At 60.7% G+C, this 25,954-nt stretch carries 26 protein-coding genes, 1 other RNA gene and 1 pseudogene; 11 read left to right on the forward strand and 17 right to left on the reverse strand.

Annotated features, from left to right (window positions below):
• Positions 1-67: 67 nt before the first annotated feature.
• From infB to rimP, 4 genes are all read right to left on the reverse strand, one after another.
• Positions 68-2,803 carry a translation initiation factor IF-2 gene (gene infB, locus FHX15_RS04610; RefSeq protein WP_184394136.1) on the reverse strand — a complete coding sequence of 912 codons (2,736 nt, stop codon included), beginning with the start codon at positions 2,801-2,803 and terminating at the stop codon, positions 68-70.
• A 102-nt stretch (positions 2,804-2,905) separates the two neighbouring features.
• Positions 2,906-3,592 (reverse strand): RNA-binding protein, encoded by a 687-nt coding sequence (locus FHX15_RS04615; protein ID WP_184394137.1) that lies wholly within the window; start codon positions 3,590-3,592, stop codon positions 2,906-2,908.
• A complete protein-coding gene (gene nusA / locus FHX15_RS04620; RefSeq protein ID WP_184394138.1) occupies positions 3,592-5,196 on the reverse strand; it encodes a transcription termination factor NusA in 1,605 nt (534 codons plus the stop codon). Before nusA ends, FHX15_RS04615 begins: the two co-directional genes overlap by 1 nt.
• A gap of 60 nt (positions 5,197-5,256) precedes the next feature.
• Positions 5,257-5,862, reverse strand: a complete 606-nt coding sequence (gene rimP, locus FHX15_RS04625; RefSeq protein WP_184394140.1) for a ribosome maturation factor RimP — start codon at positions 5,860-5,862, stop codon at positions 5,257-5,259.
• Between the two features lie 246 nt (positions 5,863-6,108).
• Here rimP and FHX15_RS04630 point away from each other — a divergent pair, with 246 nt between their 5' ends.
• The gene (locus FHX15_RS04630) at positions 6,109-7,740 is read left to right on the forward strand and encodes an MFS transporter (RefSeq protein ID WP_184394142.1); all 1,632 of its coding nucleotides are present in this window, start codon (positions 6,109-6,111) and stop codon (positions 7,738-7,740) included.
• Positions 7,741-7,748: 8 nt separating this feature from the next.
• Positions 7,749-8,204: a GNAT family N-acetyltransferase gene (locus FHX15_RS04635; protein ID WP_184394144.1), complete on the forward strand. Its 456-nt coding sequence runs from the start codon at positions 7,749-7,751 to the stop codon at positions 8,202-8,204.
• A 15-nt stretch (positions 8,205-8,219) separates the two neighbouring features.
• On the opposite strand, the gene FHX15_RS04640 is transcribed toward FHX15_RS04635, so the two are convergent.
• Together FHX15_RS04640 and recR are read right to left on the reverse strand one after the other, a co-directional pair.
• A complete protein-coding gene (locus FHX15_RS04640) occupies positions 8,220-9,476 on the reverse strand; it encodes a lytic murein transglycosylase (protein WP_184394146.1) in 1,257 nt (418 codons plus the stop codon).
• Between the two features lie 8 nt (positions 9,477-9,484).
• Complete coding sequence (gene recR / locus FHX15_RS04645) at positions 9,485-10,090, reverse strand: recombination mediator RecR (RefSeq protein WP_184394147.1); 606 nt, start codon at positions 10,088-10,090, stop codon at positions 9,485-9,487.
• Between the two features lie 57 nt (positions 10,091-10,147).
• Between recR and FHX15_RS04650 the strand changes: the two genes are divergently transcribed.
• Positions 10,148-10,765 (forward strand): MOSC domain-containing protein, encoded by a 618-nt coding sequence (locus FHX15_RS04650; protein ID WP_184394149.1) that lies wholly within the window; start codon positions 10,148-10,150, stop codon positions 10,763-10,765.
• Between the two features lies 1 nt (position 10,766).
• On the opposite strand, the gene FHX15_RS04655 is transcribed toward FHX15_RS04650, so the two are convergent.
• From FHX15_RS04655 to ffs, 4 genes and pseudogenes are all read right to left on the reverse strand, one after another.
• Complete coding sequence (locus FHX15_RS04655; protein ID WP_184395323.1) at positions 10,767-11,378, reverse strand: LysE family translocator; 612 nt, start codon at positions 11,376-11,378, stop codon at positions 10,767-10,769.
• Between the two features lie 50 nt (positions 11,379-11,428).
• Positions 11,429-11,758, reverse strand: a pseudogene (locus FHX15_RS04660) (YbaB/EbfC family nucleoid-associated protein); the annotation flags it as partial.
• 13 nt (positions 11,759-11,771) lie between these two features.
• Positions 11,772-13,646, reverse strand: coding sequence for a DNA polymerase III subunit gamma/tau (locus FHX15_RS04665; RefSeq protein WP_184394153.1), 1,875 nt, complete (start codon positions 13,644-13,646; stop codon positions 11,772-11,774).
• Between the two features lie 43 nt (positions 13,647-13,689).
• An RNA gene (gene ffs, locus FHX15_RS04670) (signal recognition particle sRNA small type) lies at positions 13,690-13,787 on the reverse strand.
• 89 nt (positions 13,788-13,876) lie between these two features.
• Here ffs and FHX15_RS04675 point away from each other — a divergent pair.
• The 5 genes from FHX15_RS04675 (at position 13,877) to FHX15_RS04695 (ending at position 16,961) form a co-directional block, all read left to right on the forward strand.
• The gene (locus FHX15_RS04675; protein WP_184394155.1) at positions 13,877-14,287 is read left to right on the forward strand and encodes an HIT domain-containing protein; all 411 of its coding nucleotides are present in this window, start codon (positions 13,877-13,879) and stop codon (positions 14,285-14,287) included.
• The gene (nudC, locus tag FHX15_RS04680; protein ID WP_184394156.1) at positions 14,284-15,243 is read left to right on the forward strand and encodes an NAD(+) diphosphatase; all 960 of its coding nucleotides are present in this window, start codon (positions 14,284-14,286) and stop codon (positions 15,241-15,243) included. Before FHX15_RS04675 ends, nudC begins: the two co-directional genes overlap by 4 nt.
• 64 nt (positions 15,244-15,307) lie before the next feature.
• On the forward strand, positions 15,308-16,000 hold the full coding sequence (locus FHX15_RS04685) for a helix-turn-helix transcriptional regulator (RefSeq protein ID WP_184394159.1): 693 nt from the start codon (positions 15,308-15,310) through the stop codon (positions 15,998-16,000).
• A 234-nt stretch (positions 16,001-16,234) separates the two neighbouring features.
• The gene (locus tag FHX15_RS04690) at positions 16,235-16,456 is read left to right on the forward strand and encodes a hypothetical protein (RefSeq protein ID WP_184394161.1); all 222 of its coding nucleotides are present in this window, start codon (positions 16,235-16,237) and stop codon (positions 16,454-16,456) included.
• 136 nt (positions 16,457-16,592) lie between these two features.
• Positions 16,593-16,961 (forward strand): VOC family protein, encoded by a 369-nt coding sequence (locus tag FHX15_RS04695; protein WP_184394163.1) that lies wholly within the window; start codon positions 16,593-16,595, stop codon positions 16,959-16,961.
• Positions 16,962-17,011: 50 nt separating this feature from the next.
• On the opposite strand, the gene FHX15_RS04700 is transcribed toward FHX15_RS04695, so the two are convergent.
• Entirely contained in the window at positions 17,012-17,866 is an 855-nt protein-coding gene (locus FHX15_RS04700) for a prephenate dehydratase (protein ID WP_113298111.1), read from the reverse strand.
• Between the two features lie 12 nt (positions 17,867-17,878).
• Entirely contained in the window at positions 17,879-18,634 is a 756-nt protein-coding gene (locus FHX15_RS04705) for a 3-deoxy-manno-octulosonate cytidylyltransferase (RefSeq protein WP_184394165.1), read from the reverse strand.
• 154 nt (positions 18,635-18,788) lie between these two features.
• Between FHX15_RS04705 and FHX15_RS04710 the strand changes: the two genes are divergently transcribed.
• Positions 18,789-19,361: a cytochrome c family protein gene (locus tag FHX15_RS04710; RefSeq protein ID WP_184394167.1), complete on the forward strand. Its 573-nt coding sequence runs from the start codon at positions 18,789-18,791 to the stop codon at positions 19,359-19,361.
• Between the two features lie 57 nt (positions 19,362-19,418).
• On the opposite strand, the gene FHX15_RS04715 is transcribed toward FHX15_RS04710, so the two are convergent.
• A complete protein-coding gene (locus FHX15_RS04715) occupies positions 19,419-20,366 on the reverse strand; it encodes an AEC family transporter (RefSeq protein ID WP_184394169.1) in 948 nt (315 codons plus the stop codon).
• A gap of 398 nt (positions 20,367-20,764) precedes the next feature.
• Between FHX15_RS04715 and FHX15_RS04720 the strand changes: the two genes are divergently transcribed.
• Positions 20,765-21,757 carry an adenosine kinase gene (locus tag FHX15_RS04720; RefSeq protein WP_184394171.1) on the forward strand — a complete coding sequence of 331 codons (993 nt, stop codon included), beginning with the start codon at positions 20,765-20,767 and terminating at the stop codon, positions 21,755-21,757.
• Here FHX15_RS04720 and FHX15_RS04725 read toward each other — a convergent pair.
• Positions 21,750-22,292 carry an SH3 domain-containing protein gene (locus tag FHX15_RS04725; protein ID WP_184394173.1) on the reverse strand — a complete coding sequence of 181 codons (543 nt, stop codon included), beginning with the start codon at positions 22,290-22,292 and terminating at the stop codon, positions 21,750-21,752. The genes FHX15_RS04720 and FHX15_RS04725 overlap by 8 nt on opposite strands.
• 177 nt (positions 22,293-22,469) lie before the next feature.
• Here FHX15_RS04725 and FHX15_RS04730 point away from each other — a divergent pair, with 177 nt between their 5' ends.
• A complete protein-coding gene (locus FHX15_RS04730) occupies positions 22,470-23,471 on the forward strand; it encodes a D-glycerate dehydrogenase (RefSeq protein WP_184394174.1) in 1,002 nt (333 codons plus the stop codon).
• A gap of 22 nt (positions 23,472-23,493) precedes the next feature.
• Here the strand turns inward: FHX15_RS04730 and FHX15_RS04735 are convergent, their stop codons facing one another.
• The 3 genes from FHX15_RS04735 to recF are packed head-to-tail and all read right to left on the reverse strand — an operon-like array spanning position 23,494 to position 25,909.
• On the reverse strand, positions 23,494-23,967 hold the full coding sequence (locus tag FHX15_RS04735; protein ID WP_184394176.1) for a GNAT family N-acetyltransferase: 474 nt from the start codon (positions 23,965-23,967) through the stop codon (positions 23,494-23,496).
• Positions 23,964-24,788, reverse strand: coding sequence for a molybdopterin-synthase adenylyltransferase MoeB (locus FHX15_RS04740; RefSeq protein WP_184394178.1), 825 nt, complete (start codon positions 24,786-24,788; stop codon positions 23,964-23,966). Before FHX15_RS04740 ends, FHX15_RS04735 begins: the two co-directional genes overlap by 4 nt.
• Positions 24,785-25,909 carry a DNA replication/repair protein RecF gene (gene recF, locus FHX15_RS04745; protein ID WP_184394180.1) on the reverse strand — a complete coding sequence of 375 codons (1,125 nt, stop codon included), beginning with the start codon at positions 25,907-25,909 and terminating at the stop codon, positions 24,785-24,787. Before recF ends, FHX15_RS04740 begins: the two co-directional genes overlap by 4 nt.
• Between the last annotated feature and the right edge of the window lie 45 nt (positions 25,910-25,954).

A 25,954-nucleotide genomic window follows, 5' to 3' on the forward strand; every position in this document is an offset into this window, starting at 1 on the left:
ATCCCAAACGAAGCGGGCGCCGGACTGGATCATCCGGCGCCCGTCCAAGATTTCAATCGTGATGCGATCAGAGCGTGCGCGTGATATGCTCGACGCGGAAGCACTCGATCGTGTCGCCGGCGCGGATATCTTCGTAATTCTCGAAGGCCATGCCGCATTCCTGGCCGACTGGCACTTCCGAGACTTCGTCCTTGAAGCGCTTGAGAGTCTTGAGCTTGCCTTCGTGGATGACCACGTTGTCGCGGATGAGGCGTACGCCCGCACCACGCTCGACCTTGCCTTCCGTGACGCGGCAACCCGCGACCTTGCCGACCTTGGTGATGTTGAACACCTCCAAGATTTCGGCATTGCCGAGGAAGGTCTCGCGGCGTTCCGGCGACAGAAGACCCGACATCGCTGCCTTCACGTCATCCACGAGATCGTAGATGATGTTGTAGTAGCGGATTTCGATGCCCTGGCGCTCGGCTAGCGTACGAGCCTGCGAATTGGCGCGGACGTTGAAGCCGATGATGGCGGCACCGGAAGCCTCTGCCAGCGAAAGATCCGATTCCGTGATGCCGCCGACCGCCGAGTGAACGATACGGGCCCGCACCTCGTCGGTGCCGAGCTTTTCGAGAGCACCGGCGATCGCTTCGATCGAACCCTGCACGTCGCCCTTGATAACCAGCGGGAATTCCTTGACGCCGGCCGTCTGGAGCTGGCTCATCATCTGTTCCAGCGAGCCGCGCTGGCCCGAATGGCGGGCAGCTGCCTTGTCGCGGGCGAGACGCTGACGATATTCCGAGATCTCGCGGGCGCGGCTTTCGTTCTCGACGACGGCGAACTTGTCGCCGGCCTGAGGCGTGCCGGAAAGGCCGAGCACCTCGACCGGCATCGCCGGCGGCGCTTCCTTCACATGCTCCCCCTTGTCGTTGACGAGGGCGCGCACGCGGCCCCAGACATCGCCGGCGACCAAGATCTGGCCAGGCTTCAGGGTACCGTTCTGAACGAGAACCGTGGCAACCGAGCCACGACCGCGGTCGAGCTGGGCTTCGATGACAGTACCTTCCGCGGTGCGGTTCGGGTTGGCCTTGAGGTCAAGGATTTCCGCCTGCAGCAGAACAGCTTCCAGGAGCTTGTCGAGGTTCTTGCCGGTCTTGGCGGACACTTCGACGTCAAGCGTTTCGCCGCCCATCGATTCCACGAAAACTTCGTGTTGCAGCAACTGGTTGCGCACCTTCTGCGGATCGGCTTCATGCTTGTCGATCTTGTTGATCGCCACGATAATCGGAACACCGGCCGCCTTGGCGTGATTGATCGATTCGATCGTCTGCGGCATGACGCTGTCGTCGGCGGCCACGACGAGGATTGCAATGTCGGTCGCCTGCGCACCACGGGCACGCATAGCCGTGAAGGCGGCATGGCCGGGGGTGTCGATGAAGGTGATCTTCTGGCCGTTCTGCTCTACCTGGTAGGCACCGATATGCTGCGTAATGCCGCCGGCTTCGCCAGCAACCACGTTGGCATGCCGGATGGCATCGAGCAGCGAGGTCTTGCCATGGTCGACGTGACCCATGATGGTCACGACCGGCGGACGTGAAACGCGGTCGCCTTCCACGTCGGCAACGTTGAAAATGCCGAGCTCGACATCGGATTCGGAAACGCGCTTGACAGTATGGCCAAATTCGCCGGCGATGAGTTCTGCAAGGTCGGCGTCGATTACGTCGCCCGGCTTCATCATCTGGCCTTCCTTCATCAGGAACTTGATGACGTCGACGGCGCGTTCAGACATGCGCTGTGACAGTTCTTGAATGGTGATGGTCTCCGGCAGAACGACTTCGCGGGAGATCTTCTCACGCGTTTCCTGCATCTGGCTGCGGCGGAACTTTTCCTGCCGGCGGCGCATGGAAGCGAGCGAACGTCCGCGTGCATTGCCTTCGTCATCCACGTCTGCCGTGGTCACGGTCAGCTTCCCGCGGCGGCGGTCATCCTCACCCTTCGGGCGGGTTGTTGCGGGCTTTGCTGGTTCCGGACGAATCGGGCGCCCGCGAACTGGCCCGCTGCGCGCAGGGCCGCGATCGTCGTCTTCGGATTCGTCGCGGCGGCCACGAGCGCCGGTCGGTGCGCCAGGCGCAGGCCGGGCGACGGAAGGCGACGGGGCGGCTTCCGGCCGGCGTGCGGCCGGTGCAGATGGGGGCTGCTGCGGACGCGGGGTTTCGATACGTGCTTCCGCGGCAGCAGCCGGTGCTTCGGCCACGGCCGCTGCTGTGGCCTCGGCTTGGCGTGCAGCCTCTTCGGCAGCGCGCAGCTTAGCCTCTTCCGCTTCAGCGGCCCGACGGGCGGTCTCTTCAGCGGCGCGGCGCTTTTCGTCCTCGGCACGACGGATAGCGTCCTGCGCATCACGGGCCTGTGCTTCGGCAAGCGCGCGGCGGCGGGCGTCCATTTCCTCGGGTGAGAGATGGTTCAGCACGACGGGGCGCGGACGGTCCTGCTGGCGAGGCTGCTGGTAGGATTGCTGCGGACGCTGGTTGCTCTGGCCGCCGGGCTGGTGGATGCGCGGAGCCGGACTCGGCTGCTGCGGGCGAGCCTGTACGGGCGCCGGTGCCGGTTCCGGCGCGCGTACTGGAGCTGAGGGCGCAGGCGTCATCGGCTTTTCATCTTCGGGCCGCATCGGGCGCCGCTTGCGGGTCTCGACAACGACCGCCTTGGTGCGACCGCGACCCATATCCTGGCGCACGGTACCCTGGCTCATCCCTGATGGTTTCAGGGTGAGGGTCTTCTTCCCCGTTACGCTGAGTGTCTTGTCGTCGTTGCTATCGGTCATTCGTTCCCGTTCCTTCGGACAGGGAACGATGAAACCATCACACCCTGTCAATCACATACAATCGGTCAATGATATTGGGGCCGGCTTCCGCCGGTGACCGCATCATTGTTTTTGCTGGCCAGCGCCGCCCGGTGCCCGGGACTGACCGCCGTTACGGTACTGTTCGAGCATCTTTGCGCGCTTCACTACACCCTCACCTGCCTGCCCTGCAAGCACCGCGGCATGGATAAAAGTATTCTGGCCCATCACCCCTTCCATTTCGCCCTCCGAGAAGAGGCGGAAGGAAGGTATTTCCTCCTCGGTTTCCATTCCGAGGTGCCAGGCCTTGCGGGCCTGGTCTATTTTTCTGACCCCATCGGCTGCGGCGTCCGTCGAATGGAACACCGCAAGCGCAGCCCCGCTGCGGATCGCGGCATCCACCTTTGCCGAGCCGGTGACGAGCTGGCCCGCCTTGCGCGCCATGTTCATCATCTGTAGGAGCTGCTGCAGAAGCAGCCGCTCCACCCGCTCGCCGAGGTCGTCGGCCGCCTTCACATCAGCCTTGAGGGCGCGGGCGAAGAGCTTCTTCGCCACCGCCTTTTCGACCAGTGACCGATCGATCTTCACCCAGCAGCCGCGTCCCGGCAGCTCACGCTTCAGGTCGGGCACCACCGTCCCGTCAGGGGCAGCTACGAAGCGGATCAGCTCGTCCGGCGATCCGCTTTCACGTGTCACGATGCACATGCGGCCGTTCACGTCGTAACCTGCAAGATCGTCGTCCTCAGCAGATGCGTGCGGCCGAACGGTCATTATGCGTCCTGCTCGGCAGCGTCGGCTTCAACAGCCTCGGCGTCCTTCGCAAGGTCTTCTTCGGTGATCCAGCCGGCGAGCAGGCGCGCCTGCACGACCATCTGTTCGGCTTCTACGCGCGAAATATCGAACTTCGAGAATAGGCCCTCGAACTTCTTCGTCTCGCCATTCTTACGCTCGGTCCAGCCGACGAGGTCGTCGGCAGCGCAGCCTGCGAAATCCTCGATCGTCTTGATGCCGTCCTCGCCGAGCGCAACCATCATCTGGGCGGTGATGCCGTCGATCTGGCGCAACTCGTCAGAAACGCCGAGAGCCTTGCGCTTCTCATCCATTTCCGCCTCGAGCTTCTCGAGGAATTCGCGGGCGCGGGTCTGGATTTCCTGCGCCGTATCTTCGTCGAAACCGTCGATCGAGGAGATTTCATCGAGATCGACGTAAGCCAGCTCCTCGACAGCGGCGAATCCTTCCGAAGCCAGGACCTGGCCGACCATCTCGTCGACGTCGAGCGCGTCCATGAAGAGGTTGGTGCGCTCGTTGAATTCCTTCTGACGGCGCTCCGACTCTTCGGCTTCCGTCATGATGTCGATGTCCCAGCCCGTCAGCTGCGACGCGAGGCGGACATTCTGGCCGCGGCGGCCGATGGCGAGCGAAAGCTGCTCGTCCGGAACGACCACTTCGATGCGCTCGGCATCCTCGTCGAGAACGACCTTGGCGACTTCAGCCGGCTGCAGGGCGTTGACGACGAAAGTCGCCGGGTCCTGCGACCAGGGAATGATGTCGATCTTCTCGCCCTGAAGCTCGCCGACGACGGCCTGAACGCGCGAACCGCGCATACCGACGCAAGCGCCGACAGGATCGATTGAGCTATCGTTCGAGATCACGGCGATCTTGGCGCGCGAACCCGGATCGCGGGCAACCGACTTCACCTGGATGATACCGTCGTAGATCTCAGGCACTTCCATGGTGAAGAGCTTCACCATGAACTGCGGATGCGTGCGCGACAGGAAGATCTGCGGACCGCGCTGCTCGCGACGGACATCATATACATATGCACGAACGCGATCGCCATAGCGAACGTTCTCGCGCGGAATCATCTCGTCACGGCGAATGATGCCTTCGCCGCGGCCGAGATCGACGATGACGTTGCCATATTCGACGCGCTTGACGGTGCCGTTGACGATTTCGCCAACACGGTCCTTGAATTCGTCGAACTGGCGGTCACGCTCGGCTTCGCGCACCTTTTGCACGATGACCTGCTTGGCCGATTGTGCGGCGATACGGCCGAAATCCATCGGCGGCAGCGGATCGGCGATGAAGTCGCCGATGGCGGCGTCGGGGTTGCGGTCGCGGGCCAGCTCCAGCGGGATCTGCGTGGAGTAGTCCTCGGCCTTCTCGACGACTTCGAGCAGGCGCTGCAGACGGATTTCGCCGGTCTTCGGGTTGATATCGGCGCGGATATTGGATTCGGTACCGTAACGGGAACGCGCCGCCTTCTGGATGGCATCGGCCATCGCGGCAAGCACGATTTCTCGGTCGATGACCTTTTCGCGCGCCACTGCATCTGCGATCTGCAGAAGTTCGAGCCGGTTTGCACTGACTGCCATTGTTCTGTTTCTCCGTCCTTGACTACCCGGGTTCCCGTCCCTGGAGCTTGCGTTGATCGGTTATTCTTCGTCGTCCGCTTCGTTCTGGTTCGCAGCCTGCGCCTTTGCCAGCTTGTCGGCGCGCAGTGCATCACGGATCAGATCGTCGGTCAGAATAAGTTTGGCATCGCTGAGCGCGGTGAAGGGGATGGTGACCTTCTGCTCTTCGCCATAGGCAACCTGATCGCGTTCGATCGTAAACCCTTCGGCGTCCGCTTCGACGATCTTGCCGCGGAAGCGCTTGCGATTGCCGATCATGATCGACGTTTCGCACTTCACGAGGTGGCCCTGCCAGCGAGTGAAATCGGATTTCCGCACCAGAGGGCGGTCGATACCCGGCGAAGACACTTCGAGATGATACTCTTTATCGATCGGATCTTCCACATCGAGCACCGGAGAAATCGCCATGGAGACCTGCTCGCAGTCTTCGACGGTCATCGTGCCGTCGTTCTTCTCGGCCATGACCTGCATCGTCATGCCATTCTGGTTGAGCATGCGGACGCGAATGAGGCGGAAGCCGATGTCGACGAGTACGGGTTCGATAATGTCAGCAAGACGCTGGTCAAGCCCGGTCTCGGTGATCAGCCGCGGCTCATGTTGATTGTCTGCGTTTGTCAGATCCGACAAGCGGTGCGCTCCCTGCGATTTCTGGCATTCGGGATGATCGCGCTAATAAAAAAGAGCGGGTCCTTGCGGCCCACTCTTCATCGTACGATCAAGAATTTGAGTGCCATATAGTCCCGTTTTTTAGAAATTGCAAGGTCGGACGCGATTCCGCCTCTCCCGCCGCTTCAAGGACGAGCTAACCTATGGCGAGCATCCGTCTTCCGAATATATAGCTATTGAAGCATAGCGATAAAAGCGGGAGGAAGCGTGGTCGATAGCTCATCAACGTTTGCGCCTTTGCGGCATGAAACCTATCGCAGCATCTGGTTTGCGAGTCTCGCCTCGAATTTCGGCGGCCTCATCCAAGCCGTCGGTGCCGCCTGGATGATGACGAGCATTACTTCGTCCGAAGATATGGTTGCGCTGGTCCAGACCTCGACCGCACTGCCGATCATGTTGTTTTCGCTGATCTCGGGCGCTCTCGCCGACAACTATGATCGGCGCCGGATCATGATGACGGCGCAATCCGCCATGCTGGTTGCCTCGATCCTGTTGACGGCCTGCGCCTTTGTTGGCTGGATTACACCCGGACTGTTGCTTTTCTTCACATTTCTCATCGGCTGCGGCACGGCGCTCAACAACCCTTCCTGGCAGGCCTCGGTCGGCGACATGGTGCCGCGCGCCGATCTACCGAACGCCGTCACGCTGAACAGCATGGGCTTCAACATAACCCGCAGCGTCGGTCCGGCGATCGGCGGCGCCATCGTGGCGGCTGCCGGTGCGGCCGCGGCCTTTGCTGTGAACGCGCTGAGCTATGTTGCCCTGATCTATGCGCTGTTTCGCTGGCGGCCGACAACGCCGGCCTCGTCACTGCCGCGGGAAGCACTCGGCAGCGCCATCTTTGCCGGCATGCGCTATATCTCCATGTCACCCAATCTGGAAAAGGTCCTCCTGAGAGGGCTGGTTTTTGGCATTGGCGCGAGCTCCATCCAGGCACTGCTGCCCGTCGTCGCGCTCGATCTCGTCTCCGGCGGGCCTCTGACCTACGGTTTCATGCTTGGAGCCTTCGGGATTGGCGCGATTGGCGGCGCGGTGCTCAGCAACAGACTGCGCGACATGGTTTCCAGCGAAACGATCATCCGTCTGGCCTTTCTCGGTTTTGCGCTCAGCGCGGTGATCGCGGCTCTCAGCCCAAGTGCCGTGCTCACCTCCGCCGGGCTGCTCATTGCCGGCGCCTGCTGGGTTTCGGCGCTTTCGCTCTTCAACACGATCGTCCAGCTCTCGACGCCACGCTGGGTGGTCGGCCGCTCCCTGTCGCTCTATCAGACCGTCACCTTCGGCGGCATTGCCGGCGGCAGCTGGCTCTGGGGCATTGCCGCCAACAATTATGGCCTTTCCAACGCATTGTTGATGTCGGCTGTCGTCCTGCTCTCCGGCGTCGTCATCGGCCTGCGCTTTCCCATGCCGGCTTTTGCCTCCCTCAATCTTGATCCGCTGAACCGCTTCATCGAGCCGGCTCTCGGCTTGGACATCACACCACGCAGCGGCCCGATCGTCGTCCAGGTCGATTACCAGATCGCTGATGAAGACCTGGCCGAATTCATGGCGTTGATGGGGGAGCGGCGGCGCATCCGCATTCGTGATGGCGCCCGACATTGGGCTTTGATGCGCGATCTCCAAAGTCCCGGACTGTGGACAGAAACGTATCACACTCCGACCTGGGTCGAGTACATCAGGCACAATCAGCGTCGGACGCAGGCCGACGCCGAAAATACCGACCGGCTTCGTGCACTGCACCGTGGCGATGGCATGCCGGGTGTTCGCCGTATGATCGAACGCCAGGCCATCCCGCCTGTCGATGACGTCTTCCACAAGGCCCCGATCGATCTGCATCATTGAGACCAGACATGCATATTTTCAGAACCGCACGGCAATCCGATCTTCCTGACATCGTCCGCCTGCTCGCCGATGACGATCTCGGCAGCACGCGGGAGGTCGTCTCCGACCCAATCGACGCACGTTATCTCGCCGCCTTCGCCGCGATCGACGCGGATCCAAACCAGCTGCTTGCCGTTGCAAGCGACGAGACCGACCGGGTTACCGGCTGCCTGCAACTGAGCTTTCTTCCCGGCCTTTCGAGAACCGGCATGTGGCGAGGTCAGATTGAAAGTGTGCGTATTGCAAGCCACCGTCGCGGTTCCGGGCTTGGCTCGCAATTTATCGAATGGGCAATGGCGCGTTGCGCAGAGCGCGGCTGCGGTCTCGTCCAGTTCACCACCGACAAGGCGCGCGCAGATTCGATCCGCTTCTATGAAAAGCTCGGCTTCGTGGCGAGCCATGAAGGGTTGAAGCGCAACCTGTAACAGGACCTGTGGGCTTTACCTCAGCTTTCCCTTCATCGACGCCTCGGGGAAGCAGGTCGGTTTCATGCCGTTCTTTTCCTGCCACTGGCCGATCGAGCGGCGTGTCTTGTAGCCCGGCAATCCATCGGTGCCGCCGACATCGTAACCCTGCCGCTCCAGCGCGCGCTGCATGGCGGCAACATCCGAGCGCAGCATCTTGCCAACATCACCCCATTGCCCCTGGAAAGCACCGGAGCCGAAGGCGATGCGGTCGGCGAGATTGCCGATGTACAGCGCATAGAGGTCGGAGTTGTTGTACTCCTTGATGACGTAGAAATTCGGCGTGACGATGAATTCCGGCCCGTCGCGCCCGGCCGGCACCAGCATCATGCCCTGCGCCTTCAACTCGCCGGACGGAAAGCCTTTGCCGGAAATGCGATCGATGCCGAGCGACGCCCAATGGGAGAGCGGCTTAGCAAGGTCAGGTCCCTCCTGCGCACAGGATACGGCTTGCGGGATCGTCACCTCGAATCCCCAGTCGCGGTCACGCTGCCAGCCCTTTTTTACGAGGAAATTGGCGATCGAGGCAAGCGTATCGGGCACCGAGGTCCAGATGTTGCGATGACCGTCGCCGTCAAAATCGACCGCATATTTCAGATAGCTCGTCGGCATGAACTGTGGCTGTCCGAGCGCGCCTGCCGACGACCCCTTGAAATCTGCAGGGGTCACGTCTCCCCCGTCGAGAATATGCAGGGCGGCGATGAGTTCCATGCGGAACATGTCCTTGCGCGTCGACATAAAGGCCTTGGTTGCCAGCACCTCGACCGCCGAACTGGGGATCTTCGCCGCGCCGAAGCCGGTCTCGCGTCCCCAGATCGCCAGCACGATCGAGCCCGGCACGCCATAGGTCTTCTCAATACGGCTCAACGTCGAGGCATATTGCGAGGCAAAGCCGCGCCCGGTCACCGCAAGCCGTTTCAGCCGGTCCTCATTGAAATAGGGACCGGGAGAGGAAAACTCGGCCTGGGTCTGCTTCTGTTCCTGCGGCGGCGGAAAGCCGGGAGGGGCGAGATCGGTCAGGGTCCAATCCAACTCGACACCGGAAAAGGCGGCGCGGAAAGTCTTTTCTGATATGCCGTTCTTCTTTGCTTCAGACCAGAGGTCGGCCTGCACCCATTTTTCGAATTGCGCTTCGACATCCGCCTTGGAGGGGGCAGCGTAAGAAGGGATCGTGGACAATGTCAGCAGGGCGGCGCCCGCAAGAAGAAGCCGGCCAAAGAAGCCCCTATTCATATATCCCCCTAGATTGTCGTGCGCGCACGAAGCGCTGCAGACAGCGTACCCTCGTCGAGATAGTCGAGTTCGCCCCCCACAGGCACCCCATGCGCGAGCCGCGTGATCTTCACGTTGAGATCGGCAAGCTGATCGGTGATGTAATGCGCCGTCGTCTGCCCTTCGACGGTCGCATTGACGGCGATGATGATTTCCTTGATGCCGCCTTCGCCGACGCGGTTGATCAGTCCGCGGATATTGAGATCGTCAGGCCCGATACCGTCGAGCGGCGAGAGCGTGCCGCCGAGCACATGATAGGCGGCATTCAGTGCGCCGGCGCGCTCCAGCGCCCAGAGGTCGGAGACATCCTCGACGACAATGATGACGGACCGGTCGCGTTGTGCGTCGGTGCAGACGGTACAGGGATCGACCGTATCGACATTGCCACAGCGCGAGCAGATCTTCACCTTGTCATAGGCCTCGCCCATCGCATGCGAGAGAGGACCGAGAAGCTGGTCCTTCTTCTTGATGAGATGTACTGCCGCTCGCCGCGCCGAGCGCGGCCCGAGGCCCGGCACTTTCGCCAGAAGCTGGATCAGTTTTTCAATTTCGGGGCCGGTGACTCGCTTTGCCATGCGCCTTTCTTAACTGATATGGAACGGAAACGGAATCACGGAAGGATTAGCTGACTGATGAAAATCCTCGCAGTCTGCAAGGGCGCAGCAGAACGCTTGCCCGGTAAGAGTTACAAGACAGGTATTTTCAAACATGCCGTCAGCGGCGGCGTCATGATCGATGCCGAAGGTCTCGTTGGCGACGCCATCTGCAACAGAAAACATCATGGCGGCGTCGATCAGGCTGTCTATCTGGAAGGTTCGCTCAGCCTCGACTGGTGGGCGAACGAACTCGGCTATCCCGTCGAACCCGGCACTTTCGGTGAAAACCTCGTCATCGAAGGACTGGATAACCGTGATGTCACGGTTGGCGACCGCTTTATTATCGGTGAGCTGATCTTTGAAGTGACGTCCTGCCGCATTCCGTGTGCCACCTTCGCAGCAAGAATGAACGATCCGACATTCGTCAAGCGCTATACCAAGGCGGCACGTCCCGGCATCTATTGTCGCGTGATCGCCAATGGGATCGTGGAAGCCGGAATGCAGGTCGAGCACAAGTCATTTCCGGGCGCCCCAGTCACGATGCCGGAAATGATGGAAACTTTCGGACGCCGGCTTTCAGCCGCAGACCGCGAGCGCTATCTGGCAGCGCCCGTTCATTACAAGCTGCGAGCCGTGCTGGAAGCACAGCAATAGCTCAGCGTATCGCGATCGTAACGGCGGCACCCGCCATCGTTCCCGCACTCACCCGATTGGCGATCCGGACCGCACGGCGGCTCTTCAGGAAACCGCGGGCTTTTGCGGCGAGGAACATCCAGCTGAAATCGACGATAGCCAGAACGACGAAGAGCGTGACGACGAGTTCCGCCCAGCCGGCAAGCGATACCGCGGGAATGTCGATGATCGATGGCAGAAGCGCCACGTAGAACACCATGATCTTGGGATTGCCGAGCGCAATCGCCAGGCCGGCGAAAAACATCCGGCCACGTGAACGCTCCTGCGGCAGCTCCTCTTCCTCGACATCGGCTCTGGCGAACCACATCCGCCAAGCGAGATAAAGAAGATAGATGACGCCGAGCCATTTGATGACGACGAAGACGTGGTAGAAGCTTTCGGCAATCGCCGAGAGACCGGCAACGGCGCAGGTCAGCCAGATCGCATCCCCGGCCCACATGCCAAACAGGAAAGGCAGCACGTCGCGTGCGCCTTTTGAAATGACGCGGGCGACAAGCGCCGCAATGCTCGGTCCAGGTGTCCCGGCGGCAATAAAAAGAGCGCCGGCAAAAACCAGCAGTGTCGTTACCGTCATCATCTCCCGTATCCTCCCCGGGGCAGCTCATTACCGGATAAGTCTATGAATCAGAACGGCAGCTTGAAACCGGGCGGGATTGGCAGGCCGGCCGTGAGCGCCTTGGTCTTTTCGGCGGCAATGGCTTCCGCCTTGTCCTTGGCGTCCTTGTGGGCCGCAACGATCAGGTCTTCCAGGATTTCAACATCGTCTTCCCTGAAGAGCGAGGGGTCGATCTTCAGGCTCTTCAGCTCGCCCTTACCGGAGATGATGACGGTGACGAGACCGCCGCCGGCCTTGCCTTCGGCGGTCAGCTCGGCGATTTCCGCCTGCATCTGCTCCATCTTGGCCTGCATTTCCTTGACTTTGCCCATCATGCCCATAATGTCGCGCATCGTCTTCTCCTTCTTGAAACTAGAATTCTAGGTCGTCGCCGGGCAGGATATCGCCCTCCTCGGATTCGGCTGCGGCCGGTGGTTTGACCTCCTCGGCTTCTTCCTCCAGCGTCGGAGCTCGCACGCGTACGTCGATGATCTTGGCGCCTGGAAACTGGGCGAGGATCGCCGCAACATCAGGGTCCTGGCGCGCGTCGCTGACGCGCTGTTCCTGCGCTCTCGCTTCCGCCTCCACCATCGTCGGCCCGCCTTCTTCGCGGCTGGTGCTGACGATCCAGTGAATGCCGGTCCATTCCTTCAGCTTGACGGCAAGCTCGTTGAGCAATGTGCCCGGTGCGCCCTCGGTGAGGTTGACGTCCAACCGGCCGGGCTCGATGCGCACCGGGCGGACGAAGTTGCGCACTAGCGCCTTCAGCTTGACGTCCCGCTTTTCGGTGGCGAGGTCGACGATATCGCTGATCGAATTGACCGGAACGACGGGCTTCGGCACTTCCGCCGGCCTCGTTTCCAAACGGCCGAGATTCTGCGGCTCCGGATTGGGAACGGCCCGCAGCATGGCGGTCAGCCCCGAGGGTTGCGGTCGCGGCGCGGGCTCGGGAGCCCGTGCCGTCACGTTGGTCTGGTAGGGAACGCGTGTGCCGTTGCCACCGCCATTGCCCGAAGGAGCAGGTGAGGACGGGCGTGGCGCACCACCTTCGTTGGAAAATTCCGCTAGTCGCCGCGCTGCATCCTCGGGTGCCGGCAGATGCGCCGCATGCGCCAGCCGGATCAGCACCATCTCCGCAGCCCCTGCCGTGCGTGAAGAGTTCTCTGTCTCGGGAATACCCTTCAAGAGCATCTGCCAGATGCGCGACAACGTCGTGACTGCGACACCCTGGGCAAATTCGGCTGCCTTGGTGCGCTCCACTTCGCTGAGCGAAGGGTCGTTCGCGGCATCCGGCACATATTTCAGCCGCGTCACCAGATGCGTGAAATCGGCAAGATCCGTCAGCACCACGACCGGGTTGGCGCCCGCCTCGTATTGGCTCTGGAATTCGTTAAGTGCGCTCGCGACATCGCCGCGCATAATATGCTGGAAAAGATCGACGATGCGGGCGCGGTCGGCAAGGCCGAGCATGCTGCGTACGGCTTCTGCCTGCACCACACCGCCGCCATGAGCGATTGCTTGGTCCATCAGCGACAGGCCGTCGCGGGCAGAACCCTCGGCCGCACGCGCGATCATCGCCAGCGCATCGGGCTCAGCCTCGATGCCTTCCTTGGCGGCGATCGTCGAAAACAAGCCGACGAGATCCGACGCGCTGATGCGACGCAGGTCGAAGCGCTGGCAGCGGGAGAGAACCGTGATCGGAACTTTGCGGATTTCCGTCGTCGCGAAAATGAACTTCACATGTTCTGGCGGCTCTTCGAGCGTCTTCAGCAGTCCGTTGAAGGCGGCAGTCGAAAGCATGTGCACTTCGTCGATGATATAGACCTTGAAGCGCGCCGAGACCGGCCGGTAGCGCACCTGCTCGATGATCTCTCTGATATCGTCGATACCGGTATGCGAGGCGGCGTCCATTTCGATCACGTCGACATGGCGGCCTTCCATGATCGCCTGGCAATGTTCGCCCGGCACCCGAAGGTCGATCGTCGGCTTGTCGATTTCGGCGGTCTTGTAGTTGAGGGCACGGGCCAGAATGCGCGCCGTCGTCGTCTTGCCCACGCCGCGAACGCCAGTCAGCATATAGGCCTGCGCAATGCGGCCGGTCTCGAAAGCGTTGGTGAGCGTGCGGACCATCGGCTCCTGGCCGACCATCAGGTCCGTAAAATCCTTGGGGCGGTATTTGCGTGCCAGCACCCGGTATCCGGTGCCCGTCGAGGCGGCATCTTGTGATTGTCGCTCGGTGTCGCTCATCGCCCTGCTTGCGCCCGAAAGCCCGGGCTTCTTGGAAGAGAAGGTGGGAGGCTGGCACGATGACCCGTGCCGGGGCTCGTTAGGGCTGCTTCCTTCCGGACCTGACCCGGTTGGCGAGTGGCTCGTCCACCACCAACCTCCCGGATGCACATATCGGCAATATCATCATCAAAAGCAAGCCAAGCACCAAAAAAACTGCTAGTTCATTGTAAAACATGAGGAGAACGCTCTTGAGCGATTTCGTGCTCGACCCCAGGCTCGAAAACGACAGCACAAATATCATGGCAACTGGCCTATGCGATGTCAGATTGTCGAAGGATGCCCGCTGGCCCTGGTTGATCCTGGTGCCGCGCCGGGCGGACATTACAGAAATCTTCGAATTGACCCCGCTTGACCAGGTGTTGCTGACCTTTGAGATCGAGCTTGTCTCCTCAGCACTCAAGAAGGCGACAGGTGCCACAAAAATCAATGTCGGGGCTCTTGGCAATATCGTCCGCCAGCTTCATGTTCATGTCATTGCGCGTTCCGAAGGTGATGCGAACTGGCCGGGGCCTGTCTGGGGCTTCGGCAAGGCCGAGCCTTACGAGGACGCAACGAGAGACGAATTGATAGCAAAGCTGCGGGAAGCCCTTTTACCATGAGTCATTCGCTTTTCGATTCGGATGTGCCGCATCCGGAACCTAGCAATCTCACCGCCTTTGCCGCCAACGACCTGAGCCGCGACAGTGAACATCGCGACGAGGGTTCGGTCGAAAAGGCGCTTGCCCGCGAAGGCACGCATATCTTCGCCTTCGCCAAGGACAAGTTGGTGCTGAAGCACGACGGCCAGGTACTCGATCCGCTCTTTGCCCGCTACGAGTTGCACGAGTTGAAGCCGAATTGGGACGAGACCGTGCTGCTCGGCTATCGCAAGACCGGCGAACCGCGCCTTGCCGTCCCCGTCGGCATCGACGTCGAGGATATGGCGAGCCAATATAAACCGGTCGACGGCCGTTCGCTCTTTCGCGACGAGCTCGTCGATGAAATCCTGCTCGGCGAATTCGCACAGGCTGCAAGTCTCATTCGTTGGAACAACGACAACCAATTTTGCGGCCGTTGCGGCTCGGTCATGGAAATCCGCATCGGCGGTTACAAGCGCGTCTGCACCGCCTGCGAACATATGATCTTTCCGCGCACGGATCCCGTCGTCATCATGCTGACGATCGATGAGGAGCGTGATCTTTGCCTGCTCGGCCGCAGCCCGCATTTCGCGCCCGGCATGTATTCCTGTCTGGCGGGTTTCCTGGAGCCTGGAGAGACTATCGAAAACGCCGTTCGCCGTGAAACGCTGGAGGAATCGGGGATCAAGACCGGCCGTATCCGCTATCATGCCTCGCAGCCCTGGCCGATGCCGCACTCGCTGATGATCGGCTGCTATGCCGAGGCGAAGTCGCGCGATATTCATCGCGACGAGGCTGAACTCGAGGATTGCCGCTGGTTTACCCGCGAGGAAACCGTCGAAATGCTAGAGCGTCCCGGTGTCAACGGCAAGGCGCCGCCGCCGAAGGGCGCGATTGCCCATCGCCTGATGCGCGATTGGGCCGAGTGGAAACGCTGAACAAAAGGTCGGAGAGCACGGATGATCGCAACCCGGCCCAGCCTGTCTGCATGAGGGCATAACCATGGTCGCCCGCTCCGAACGGCTGCTGACCCTGCTTCAGACGCTCCGGCGCTACCGGCGGCCGGTCACCGGCACGGTACTAGCCGAAGAAACGGGTGTCAGCCTGCGCACGCTCTATCGCGATATTGCGAGCCTTCAGGCGCAAGGCGCCATGATTGAAGGCGAGGCCGGCATAGGCTACGTGCTGAAACCAGGCTTCATGCTACCGCCGATGATGTTTTCCGAGGAAGAGCTGGAAGCGCTGGTGCTTGGCTCCCGTTGGGTGGCACGCGCCGCCGAGCCGCGCCTGGCCAATGCCGGCGCCGATGCATTGGCAAAGATCGCCGCCGTGTTGCCGCCCGACCTGCGCGATATGGTCGATTCCGCCACGCTTTTTGTCGGCCGCAAACGACAGGATGAGGACAAGGCGGATGTTTCGGCAATCCGCAAGGCAATCCGCCTGGAGCGTGTCCTAGAACTGCACTACGGCGACGAACAGGGACGTATCTCCCGCCGCCGTATCTGGCCCTTCGCGCTCGGCTATTTCGAGCATGTACGGATCATCATGGCCTGGTGCGAACTGCGTCAGGATTTCCGTCATTTCCGCACAGATCGCATCATCGACATGACGATCCATGACGCGCGTTATCCCCGCCGCCGCACCGTTCTCCTGAAGGAATGGCGGGACACGCAGGATACTCCGATCGAACATTAGAGCCTTTCCTGGCTAGATTGCAGCATTCTGCCGGGCATCTTTGCGCCAGGATCAAAGGCGATCGGCTCGGACGTACCTGGGGGTATGCCCGTCGCCAATCGCCTTTGCCCTGACACAAACCTGCTCCGGCAGAATGCTGCAATCTAGCCAGGAAAGGCTCTAACGCTACTGCCATAAACTGTCAGCAGGAGGCGCTATTGTCAGTACCAGTCCAGCAGGAAAGGAGTACTGATCATGGGAATGCCTCAAGTCGTTCGATATGCCGGCCGTCGTACTTCCGTCGAAGCCGGAAAGACCCTTCGCTCTCGTCTGGTGCGGCTGTTTGCGGATAGGTTCGCAAGAGCGTCATCACGCCGTCCCCGCCTGGATCTCGAGACGATGCCGCAATGGCGCAAGCGCGATCTCGGCCTTGCGGACGGCCATGACTGGCGCGTCGGCGACGATCTCTTCCGTTAAGCCCACACGCCGACCTTATTGATATTCCTCCCGGTGACGATGCGGCGCTGTCCATAGTGCCGTTATCGGAAAGCTGCTGTCATAAATTGGCAGCAGCTTTTGGCCGGGCATCTTTTCAACCCAGTGGAGAACTGAAATGACCAGCCCCAATCTCATTATCCTCTATGTCAAAGATCCCGCCGAAAGCGCTGCCTTCTATCGCAATATTCTGAGCCGCGAGCCGGCCGTAGAGGCGCCGAACTTCGTCGCTTTTCCGCTCGATGGCGGCTTCACTCTCGGCCTGTGGCGCCGCAGCAAGGTCGAACCGCAGCCCTCGGCGATTGGCAACCGCGGCGAAGTCGCCTTCATGGTGGCAGGCGATAATGCCGTCGCCCGGCATTACGAAGATTGGCGCAGCCGCGGCCTGCCCGTTGCCCAGGAACTGACTGAACTCGACTTCGGCCCGACTTTCGTCGTTCTGGACCCCGATGGGCACCGGTTGCGTGTTTGTGAGCCGGATAAATAAGTATAGCCATAAGGCCTCTCTGACCGTCTGCCAGAGAGGCTTTTTAATTCCTAGAGAAGTCCGCGCATCGGATGACCCTTGTAGACACCGAGGATGCGCACCTTCTCCGAAAAGAAACGCAATTCCTCCAGTGCCCGACGCACATGCGCGTCGTTCGGATGGCCCTCGATATCGGCATAGAACTGCGTCGCTACAAATTTTCCGCCGAGCTGATAGCTTTCGAGTTTGGTCATGTTGATGTTGTTCGTCGCAAAGCCGCCGAGCGCCTTGTAGAGAGCAGCCGGAATGTTGCGGACGTTGAAGACGAAGGTGGTGACGATCTTTTCGTCATGGGTTGACCGTTCTGCCCATTCTTCGTCCCGCGACAGCACCACGAAGCGCGTCACGTTGTTTTCCGTGTCCTCGACATTCTCAGCGATAATATCGAGACCGTAGAGGTCGGCTGCAAGACGCGGCGCGAGCGCTGCCATGGAGCGATCGCCGGTTTCCTTGACGAGTTTCGCAGCCCCCGCCGTATCGCCGGCGATCACAGGCTTCCAGCCATTGGCGCGCACGATCTTGCGGCACTGGCCGAGCGCATGGATATGGCTGTGCACGGTGCGGATTTCATCCTTCGTTACCCCCGGCAGCACCATGAGCTGAAAGCGGATCGGCATGAAATATTCGCCGATGATGTGCAGTCGCGATTCCGGCAGCAGGTGGTGGATGTCGGCGACCCGGCCCGCGATCGTGTTCTCGATCGGAATCATGCCGATATCGGCGTCGCCGTTGTCGACCGCGGTGAAGGCGTCCTCGAAGGTCTGGCAGGGCAGCGGTTCCATGGTCGGAAACATGTCGCGGCTCGCCATGTCGGAATTGGCGCCGAACTCACCTTGGAAGGCGATCCTGTTGGTCTTGATGTTCATGAGGAAAATCCGTCAGTTGGCCTTCGCTGAGAGAATGCGTCGCGCCTTTTCGAGGTCAGCGGGAGTATCGACACCGAGCGGAACCGTGTCAACGATCTCGACATCGATGCGCATGCCCGCTTCGAGCGCTCTGAGCTGCTCCAGTGATTCGCGCTTCTCGAGCGTAGAAGGACCGAGCGAGACGAAGCGTTCGAGCGCTGCTCGCCGATAGGCATAGAGCCCGAGATGATGATAGAGCGGGCCGCTGCCATAAGGCGCGGTCGTTCGGGTGAAATAGAGCGCGTGCAGGCGGCTGGCAGACACCGGCGAGCCAACGACCTTGACGATATGCGGCGCTGTCTTGTCCTCGTCGTTGTCGATCTCGGTCGTCAGCGTTGCGATATCGACCTTCTCGTCCTCAAGCGGACGCAACGCAGCACGCACCGTTTCCGGCTCGATCGTCGGAAGGTCACCCTGGACGTTCACAATAAATTTCGCTTTCCCGTCCGGATCGACCTTTGTTAGCGCCTCGAAAATGCGGTCTGAACCGGACTGGTGGTCCTGTCGCGTCATGACCACCTCAAAGCCCGCGGCAGCGACAGTATCAAAAACCTGCTGATCGTCGACGGCAACAACCACCCGGCCGATCGCCGCTTCCTGTGCCCGTTTCGCCACCTGCACGATCATCGGCAAACCGCAAATATCGGCCAGCGGCTTGCCCGGAAGGCGGGTGGAGGCCATGCGTGCGGGGATCAGCACCAGCACGTCGTCTAATTTTGAATCACTCATTGTTCGGGCCTTCTAATCCGGGCTGAAAAGTGGCAAAAAGTCTCACGCACAAGACCATTTAGGCAGTTGCAACGGATAGCCAAAAGACATAGGTTCCGCGCAATTTCAAGATGGTCCGGTTTCTGGTCTGCCGGCTGCAAGGGGAGCATTGCAGATGAATTCATACGTCAATACGGCCGTGGGGGCGCTGCTGGGAACGGTCTTCGTTCTGATGTCGGTATCCATTGCCTCCGAGGGGATCTTCCATTCCGAGGCGCCGGAAAAGGAAGGTTTTACCATCGTCGCCGAGGAGGCACCCGCTGCCGGGGGTGAAGGCGCACCTGCTGCCGTTGCTGTTCCGATCGCAAAGCTTCTTGCCAGCGCCGACGCCAAGGCCGGCGAAACCATCTTCAAGAAGTGTCAGTCCTGTCATGACGGCACCAAAGGCGGACCGAACAAAGTCGGTCCGAACCTCTATGGTGTCGTAGATCGACCGATCGCCTCGCATGAAGGCTTTGCCTATTCCTCTGCCATGAAGGACTTCTCCAAGGGCGGCAGCGAACATTGGACCTTCGAAAACCTCAACAAGTTCCTGACGGCGCCGAAGAAGGACGTTCCGGGTACGGCCATGGGCTTTGCAGGTCTGCCGAAAGATCAGGATCGTGCGAACGTTATCCTCTACCTGCATACGCTGGCTGATTCGCCGGTTGCCCTGCCGGATCCGAATGCTCCGGCTGCAACGCAGTAAGAGCAACAAAATTTCTTCGAGAAGAGCCCGGTCGCAAGCCCGGGCCTTTTTGTCACTTCAGGCGCCAAGAATGTAGGCCCAGAAGGAAACGGTGATGGCGCCGAGCGCCGTCGTTACCGTAATCGTGGAAGCGGCAAGGCTGTGACCGACGCCGAACCGATTGGCGATCAACCAGGCATTCACCCCTGTCGGCACAGACGAGGTCAGCACCAGCGCCGCTGCCCATTCGTTGCTAAGGCCAAAAAGACGGCTTGCCGCCCACACGCAGCCGGGCAGCAGCAGCAGCTTGAATGCCGAGGTTACGCTGGCGATCCCGACATTGCCTGAGACGCCGTATTTCTGGAGCGCCATACCGAGCGATATCAGTGCCGCCGGACCAGCCGTGCCGGCGATCTGCCCGACGACAGAGTTTACCGTTGCAGGCATGGTCAGGCCCGAAACATGAAAGGCAGCACCTGCCGCAATGCCAATGACGAGCGGGTTATGCAGCAGATTGAGGCCGATCTGCTTTAATACCAAGGCCATGCTGCGGTCGGTCTTTCCGGAAATCTTGCGTTCGGCATGTTCCATCATGATTGTGCCGGCGACCATCATGACCGGCAGATGTACGGCAAGCAGGATGGAAAGGGCGACAAGACCCTCACTGCCGACGGTGCGCTCGACCAGCGGCAGGCCGATGAAGATGTTGTTCGCGAAGGCCGAGGACACGCCGGCGAGCACGCCGATCCGCTCGTCGCGGCCGAAGAAACGCGTTGCGACGATGTGCCCGGCCGTCCATGTCACAGCGACGCCGGAAAAATAGACGGTCCAGAGCCGGAACGGCGACGCGCCATGGAAATCAGCTCCGGCGATGGTGCGGAAGAGCAGCAGCGGGACGGCGATCTTGAAGACGAACTCGCTCAAGGCGTCGCCAACATTTGCGGTCAGCACGCCGATGCGGACGATCAGCCAGCCGATGAGAATGAGAAGGAAAATGGGAAGAACGTCGAAGATGATGGCTGACATACTGCTGCTCTGCGCGGGGGTATCCAGATCTAGCAGCAAATTGGCGGCCATGACAAATGCGCGGGACCGATTTATTCCGCACCGCAATAAAAAAGCGGGCTGAGCCCGCTTTCTGCATCCGGTCCTGTCGGAAACCAGATCCAACACTGCCAGTTCATCCGTGGTCAGCGCCGTTCCAGTAAGACTGAAGGGATCATCCCTTCCGCAACCAGCTTTACGAAAAACTGCATGCCGATCTTTCCGATGAGATTTTTAGGTAGGCAAGGTGACAACGGCATGACGAATAAGCGGCAGTTTTGCGAAGACTTATAAGGCTGTGTGCTATTTATCCTTCCAATACCGGCAAATTTCGCTAAGACCGACTACCGGCTATCACAAAATCCGGGACTTCCCATTTCATGACCAAATTCGATGTTCTGACAGTCGGCAACGCAATCGTCGATATCATCGCCCGTTGCGACGACCAGTTCCTCATTGACAACAAGATCACCAAGGCTGCGATGAACCTCATCGATGCCGATCGCGCCGAACTGCTCTATTCCCGCATGGGGCCGGCACTTGAGGCTTCCGGCGGCAGTGCGGGCAATACGGCCGCTGGTATTGCCAGCCTCGGCGGCAAGGCCGCCTATTTCGGCAAGGTCGCGGAAGACCAGCTCGGCGAGATCTTCGCGCATGATATCCGTGCCCAGGGCGTTCACTATCAGACAAAGGCCAAAGGCACGTTTCCGCCGACTGCGCGGTCGATGATCTTCGTCACCGATGACGGTGAGCGTTCGATGAACACCTATCTCGGCGCCTGCGTCGAACTCGGGCCTGAGGATGTCGAAGCGGATGTAGTCGCGCAGGCCAAGGTCACCTATTTTGAAGGCTATCTATGGGATCCGCCGCGCGCCAAGGAAGCGATCCTCGATTGCGCCCGCATCGCACATGAGAACGGCCGCGAAATGTCGATGACTTTGTCTGACAGCTTCTGTGTCGATCGCTACCGCGGCGAGTTCCTGGATCTCATGCGGTCCGGCAAGGTCGACATCGTCTTCGCCAATCGCCAGGAGGCACTGTCGCTTTACGAGACCGATGATTTCGAAGAGGCGCTGAACAAGATCGCCAAGGATTGCAGGATCGCTGCCGTGACCGTGAGCGAAGACGGGGCCGTGATCCTGAAGGGCAACGAGCGCCATTACGTCGATGCAATCAAGATCGACGAGCTCGTGGATACCACGGGCGCTGGCGACCTTTTCGCCGCGGGCTTCCTGTACGGATACACCCAGGGCCGTTCGCTGGCAGATTGCGGCAAGCTCGGCTGCCTTGCCGCCGGCATCGTCATTCAGCAGATCGGCCCGCGGCCGATGAAATCGCTGGCCGAAGCCGCAAAAGAGGCGGGCCTTATTTAAAGGCCTCGCCCGGATAGGCGCCCCAGATTTCCGACTGCGCCACCCAGCCCTCGGCGCCGTCGGTCTTTGCAAAGCACCACTCTCCGCTGCATTCGCCAATCGTGATCATTACGCCGGGCTCCAGCTTTGCGACGATGCTGGAGGACGGTTGCGCTTCACGGCGGAGGTTGACATAGACGCCTTTGCCCTTGCCTTTCATCCACGGCGCCGCGATAGCGGCGCGCTGGCCTGACAGCAGCGACTGGTTGACCCAGCCCTCGGTGCCATCGGCATCGCGGATGCGGCGCCAGTTGTCATATTCCTGGATGATTTCGACCGGCAATCCGGATTTCAGATAGAGCCAGGAAACGGCGTAATCCGTTCCCGGTCCGATGCGCAGATTGACGCGCTTGGACTTCAGCGTCACGAAGCGCGGCAGCGGCAGGCCGCTCGGCCCCTTGGCTGCCGTTTGGGCTTGCGCAAATTCAATTGTGCCTGCGGATACGGCAAAGGCGACCGCCAGGACGAGGCAGGACTTCAGAACAGTGCGACGCATGGAAGCTTCCGTTGGCTCGAATTCGAAGCAGGCCCTGCCTGCTCGTTTTCCGGGATTCCCCGGTCGCCTCGCGAGTTTTGTTTGTCTTCGCGTGCGGGTCTGGTAGAAAATGCCCGGAATGGGGAAATGATCGCCCAACTTGGTTAAAGACCTCTGAACAAGGCACCGCAAGCCGCTATGACGACGAAGAAAAAACCGAAGGTCTACATAACCCGCAAGCTGCCTGATGTCGTCGAAACTCGCATGCGCGAGCTTTTCGACGCCGAGTTGAATATAGACGACACGCCACGATCCGCCCTCGAACTTGGCGAAGCTGTCAAAAGCTGCGACGTCCTCGTTCCGACAGTGACGGATCGGATCGACGCGGCCTTGATCGATCAGGCCGGGCCGCAGATGAAGCTGATCGCAAGCTTTTCGAACGGTACCGATCATATCGATGTCGAGGCTGCCGCACGCAAAGGCATCACCGTCACCAACACGCCGAATGTGCTTACAGAGGACACTGCCGACATGACGATGGCGCTGATCCTCGCCGTACCGCGGCGAATCGGCGAAGGCGCGCGTGTGCTGACCGACAGGCCAGGCGAATGGGCCGGTTGGTCTCCGACCTGGATGCTCGGACGCCGCATCCATGGAAAGCGCATCGGCATCGTCGGAATGGGCCGCATCGGCACGGCCGTTGCGCGACGCGCCAAAGCCTTCGGGCTGTCGATCCATTACCACAACCGCAAGCGGGTCCACCCGGCGACTGAAGATGAGTTGGAGGCGACCTATTGGGAAAGCCTCGATCAGATGCTGGCTCGCGTCGATATCGTCTCGGTCAATTGCCCCTCGACGCCGGCCACTTTCCATCTGCTCTCGGCGCGCCGGCTGGCGCTGCTGCAGCCGACGGCCTACCTCGTCAATACGGCCCGCGGCGACGTGATCGATGAGGCCGCGCTGATTAAAAGCCTGCGGGAAGGAAAGATCGCCGGTGCCGGGCTCGATGTCTTCGAGAACGAACCTATGGTCAATCCGAAGCTGGTAAAGCTCGCCAATGAGGGCAAGGTCGTGCTGCTTCCGCATATGAGTTCGGCAACGATCGAAGGGCGCGCGGAGATGGGCGACAAGGTCATCATCAACATCCGCGCCTTCATTGACGGCCATCGTCCGCCGAACCGGGTGCTGCCGGGACGGTGAGGGCCCTGAGGCACTCACACCCTTAGTCGATAAGCGCTTTCCGCATCTCGATGAACGTTACGCGCGCAAAGCCTGGATGAGACCTCTCAGCGGTTTTGGCAAAGCCCCAGGCAGTGAAGGTCGCGTGATTGCCGATGAGCTCTATCCGCGTCTCAAGCCTTAGCGCCGGAAGGCTGAGGTCGCGCGCCGTCTCTTCTGCGACCGCCAGCAGGCGACGGCCGATGCCCTTGCCCTGCGCGGATGGCAGAACCGCAAGCTTTCCGACGTAGAGGCAGTCTGGCTCCGGGCGCAGGAAAATGCAGCCGACGAGCTGTCCGTCATTCTCAACGGCGTAAGCGATTTCTGCCTTTGTTTTTTCTACCAGCGATTCCGCCGTCAGGCGGATTGCCGAGGAGGGCGGATCGATGCGGCCTTCCATATAGGCAAAGGATGCGAGAATGAGGTTGAGCAGTTCGCCCCAGCGGGCAAAGCTCCCATCGATGCGGAAAGGGGTCATGCAGTCTTGCTCTGCCTCGCGCGCCGACGCTTGTAGCGGATGGTGTCGAAGCGAGCCGAGAGCGCATCATAGAGCAGCAAGCGGCCGATCAACGGTTCACCAGCACCGGTAATGAGCTTGATCGCCTCCATGGCCATCAGCGTGCCGATGACGCCCGTCAGTGCACCGATGATCCCGGCCTCCGCGCAAGCGGGGATCAGGCCGGCCGGCGGCGCTTCCGGAAAAAGATCGCGGTAGCCGGGATTGGCGGTACCGTCTTCGCTAGCCTCGTAAGGCTTCAGCACTGTCAGCGATCCGTCGAAGCGGCCGACAGCACCCGTAACGAGCGGAATGCGCGCTTCCTCGGCCGCATCGGCGGCAGTATAGCGTGTGTCGAAATTATCTGAACCGTCGATCAGCAGGTCGAAACCGGAAAGATGCCGGCGCGCCACCTCGGCCGAAAAGCGTTCGGTGAACCGGATAACCTTGATATGCGGATTTAGCCGCGCGATCGCTTGCGCAGCACTTTCCGTCTTCAGTTCACCAATGGTGCCTGAATCGTGGATGACTTGCCGCTGCAGGTTGGAGAGGGAAACGCGGTCGTCATCGGCAATGCCGAGCGTGCCGACACCCGCGGCCGCCAAATATTGCAGGATCGGCCCACCGAGCCCGCCGGCGCCGATGACAAGCACGCGCGCGGCCTTCAGCTTTTGCTGCCCTGCGCCGCCGATTTCAGGCAGCAGGATATGACGATGGTATCGTGCAATTTCGTCAGGGCTCAGAGGTTCCATGGGCACGATGCTATCACGCCCTGAACCGGCAGGAGAAGTGCTATCGCTCATTCGAGAATCTTCCCGTCGGCAACCGTGAAAAACTGCGCCCGCTCACCGAGTGCCGCAAACATCGAGCGGTCTGTTCCAGTCATGAAGGCCTGGCCTCCGAGCCCGTCTATCAGGTCGAACAATGCTGCACGGCGGCCTTCATCGAGATGGGCAGCGATCTCATCCAGAAGCAGAATGGGCGCATGGCCCGTAAGATTGCCGACGAGCCGCGCATGGGCAAGGACGAGGCCCACCAACAGGGCCTTTTGCTCACCGGTCGAGCAGCGGGCCGCTTCCATCTGCTTCTCGCGATGATGCACGATGAGATCGGCGCGATGCGGTCCCTCCAGCGTACGCCCGGCGCCGGCATCGCGGTAACGGCTGGCAGCCAGCATCGCCATGTATTCGTCCTCGAGGTCGACTGAGGGCCTGAAAAACTGACCATCCATGAAACCCGCAAGCTGCAGCGATGCGGAAGGGAAGGGGGATGTCTCGTGGCTTTCCTCGATCAGCCGCGTCAGCAGGCCGAGCATTTCCTGCCGTGCGAGCGCCATCGCAATCCCGAGGTTTGCCATCTGCGCCTCGATGCCTGAAAGCCAGGAAGGATCGAAGCGGCCTTCGTCGAGCAGCTTGTTGCGGCTGCGCATAGCGCGTTCGAAGTCGCTGGCGCGTCTGCCGTGTTCGGGGTCGAGCGACAGGACGAGCCGGTCGAGAAACCGTCTGCGGTCCGATGAGCCGCCGGTAAAAAGCCCGTCCATGGCTGGCGTCAGCCAGAGCACGCGCAGATGGTCGGTCAGCTCGTCGACCGTTTTCGCGGTCGTTCCATTGATGCGCAGCCGGCGCGTCGTCGTCTCGTCGCTGGTATCGATTCCGGTGCCAATCTCGACATCGCCTTCCATGCCATCGAGTTCGGCAAAGATCGAGAAGCCGCCTGCGGCATTCACGCGCGTTACGTCGCCATAGGCGGCGCGGCGTAGCCCGCGTCCGGGCGACAGAAAAGAGACGGCTTCCATGAGATTGGTCTTGCCGGCACCATTGTCGCCGGTCAGCACCGCATGCCGCCCGTCGAGCGAAAGCGAGGCCGATGCGTAATTGCGAAAATCGGTCAGCTTCAGACGGGAAAGGGAAACCTTGTGCGGCATCGGATATCCGGAATCGTTAGGGCTGACAGCTAAGCCGAAGCCGCA

The sequence above is a fragment of the Rhizobium sp. BK650 genome, assembly GCF_014195325.1.
In the GTDB taxonomy this organism is placed as follows: Bacteria; Pseudomonadota; Alphaproteobacteria; order Rhizobiales; family Rhizobiaceae; genus Rhizobium.

Excerpts from the sequence above, each read along its gene's own strand:
- infB (WP_184394136.1), bottom strand. The coding sequence starts at position 2,803 with ATGACCGATAGCAACGACGACAAGACACTCAGCGTAACGGGGAAGAAG.
- FHX15_RS04615 (WP_184394137.1), bottom strand. The coding sequence starts at position 3,592 with ATGACCGTTCGGCCGCACGCATCTGCTGAGGACGACGATCTTGCAGGT.
- nusA (WP_184394138.1), bottom strand. The coding sequence starts at position 5,196 with ATGGCAGTCAGTGCAAACCGGCTCGAACTTCTGCAGATCGCAGATGCA.
- FHX15_RS04635 (WP_184394144.1), top strand. The coding sequence starts at position 7,749 with ATGCATATTTTCAGAACCGCACGGCAATCCGATCTTCCTGACATCGTC.
- FHX15_RS04640 (WP_184394146.1), bottom strand. The coding sequence starts at position 9,476 with ATGAATAGGGGCTTCTTTGGCCGGCTTCTTCTTGCGGGCGCCGCCCTG.
- recR (WP_184394147.1), bottom strand. The coding sequence starts at position 10,090 with ATGGCAAAGCGAGTCACCGGCCCCGAAATTGAAAAACTGATCCAGCTT.
- FHX15_RS04650 (WP_184394149.1), top strand. The coding sequence starts at position 10,148 with ATGAAAATCCTCGCAGTCTGCAAGGGCGCAGCAGAACGCTTGCCCGGT.
- FHX15_RS04655 (WP_184395323.1), bottom strand. The coding sequence starts at position 11,378 with ATGACGGTAACGACACTGCTGGTTTTTGCCGGCGCTCTTTTTATTGCC.
- FHX15_RS04665 (WP_184394153.1), bottom strand. The coding sequence starts at position 13,646 with ATGAGCGACACCGAGCGACAATCACAAGATGCCGCCTCGACGGGCACC.
- nudC (WP_184394156.1), top strand. The coding sequence starts at position 14,284 with ATGAGTCATTCGCTTTTCGATTCGGATGTGCCGCATCCGGAACCTAGC.
- FHX15_RS04685 (WP_184394159.1), top strand. The coding sequence starts at position 15,308 with ATGGTCGCCCGCTCCGAACGGCTGCTGACCCTGCTTCAGACGCTCCGG.
- FHX15_RS04690 (WP_184394161.1), top strand. The coding sequence starts at position 16,235 with ATGGGAATGCCTCAAGTCGTTCGATATGCCGGCCGTCGTACTTCCGTC.
- FHX15_RS04695 (WP_184394163.1), top strand. The coding sequence starts at position 16,593 with ATGACCAGCCCCAATCTCATTATCCTCTATGTCAAAGATCCCGCCGAA.
- FHX15_RS04700 (WP_113298111.1), bottom strand. The coding sequence starts at position 17,866 with ATGAACATCAAGACCAACAGGATCGCCTTCCAAGGTGAGTTCGGCGCC.
- FHX15_RS04705 (WP_184394165.1), bottom strand. The coding sequence starts at position 18,634 with ATGAGTGATTCAAAATTAGACGACGTGCTGGTGCTGATCCCCGCACGC.
- FHX15_RS04710 (WP_184394167.1), top strand. The coding sequence starts at position 18,789 with ATGAATTCATACGTCAATACGGCCGTGGGGGCGCTGCTGGGAACGGTC.
- FHX15_RS04715 (WP_184394169.1), bottom strand. The coding sequence starts at position 20,366 with ATGTCAGCCATCATCTTCGACGTTCTTCCCATTTTCCTTCTCATTCTC.
- FHX15_RS04720 (WP_184394171.1), top strand. The coding sequence starts at position 20,765 with ATGACCAAATTCGATGTTCTGACAGTCGGCAACGCAATCGTCGATATC.
- FHX15_RS04725 (WP_184394173.1), bottom strand. The coding sequence starts at position 22,292 with ATGCGTCGCACTGTTCTGAAGTCCTGCCTCGTCCTGGCGGTCGCCTTT.
- FHX15_RS04730 (WP_184394174.1), top strand. The coding sequence starts at position 22,470 with ATGACGACGAAGAAAAAACCGAAGGTCTACATAACCCGCAAGCTGCCT.
- FHX15_RS04735 (WP_184394176.1), bottom strand. The coding sequence starts at position 23,967 with ATGACCCCTTTCCGCATCGATGGGAGCTTTGCCCGCTGGGGCGAACTG.
- FHX15_RS04740 (WP_184394178.1), bottom strand. The coding sequence starts at position 24,788 with ATGAGCGATAGCACTTCTCCTGCCGGTTCAGGGCGTGATAGCATCGTG.
- recF (WP_184394180.1), bottom strand. The coding sequence starts at position 25,909 with ATGCCGCACAAGGTTTCCCTTTCCCGTCTGAAGCTGACCGATTTTCGC.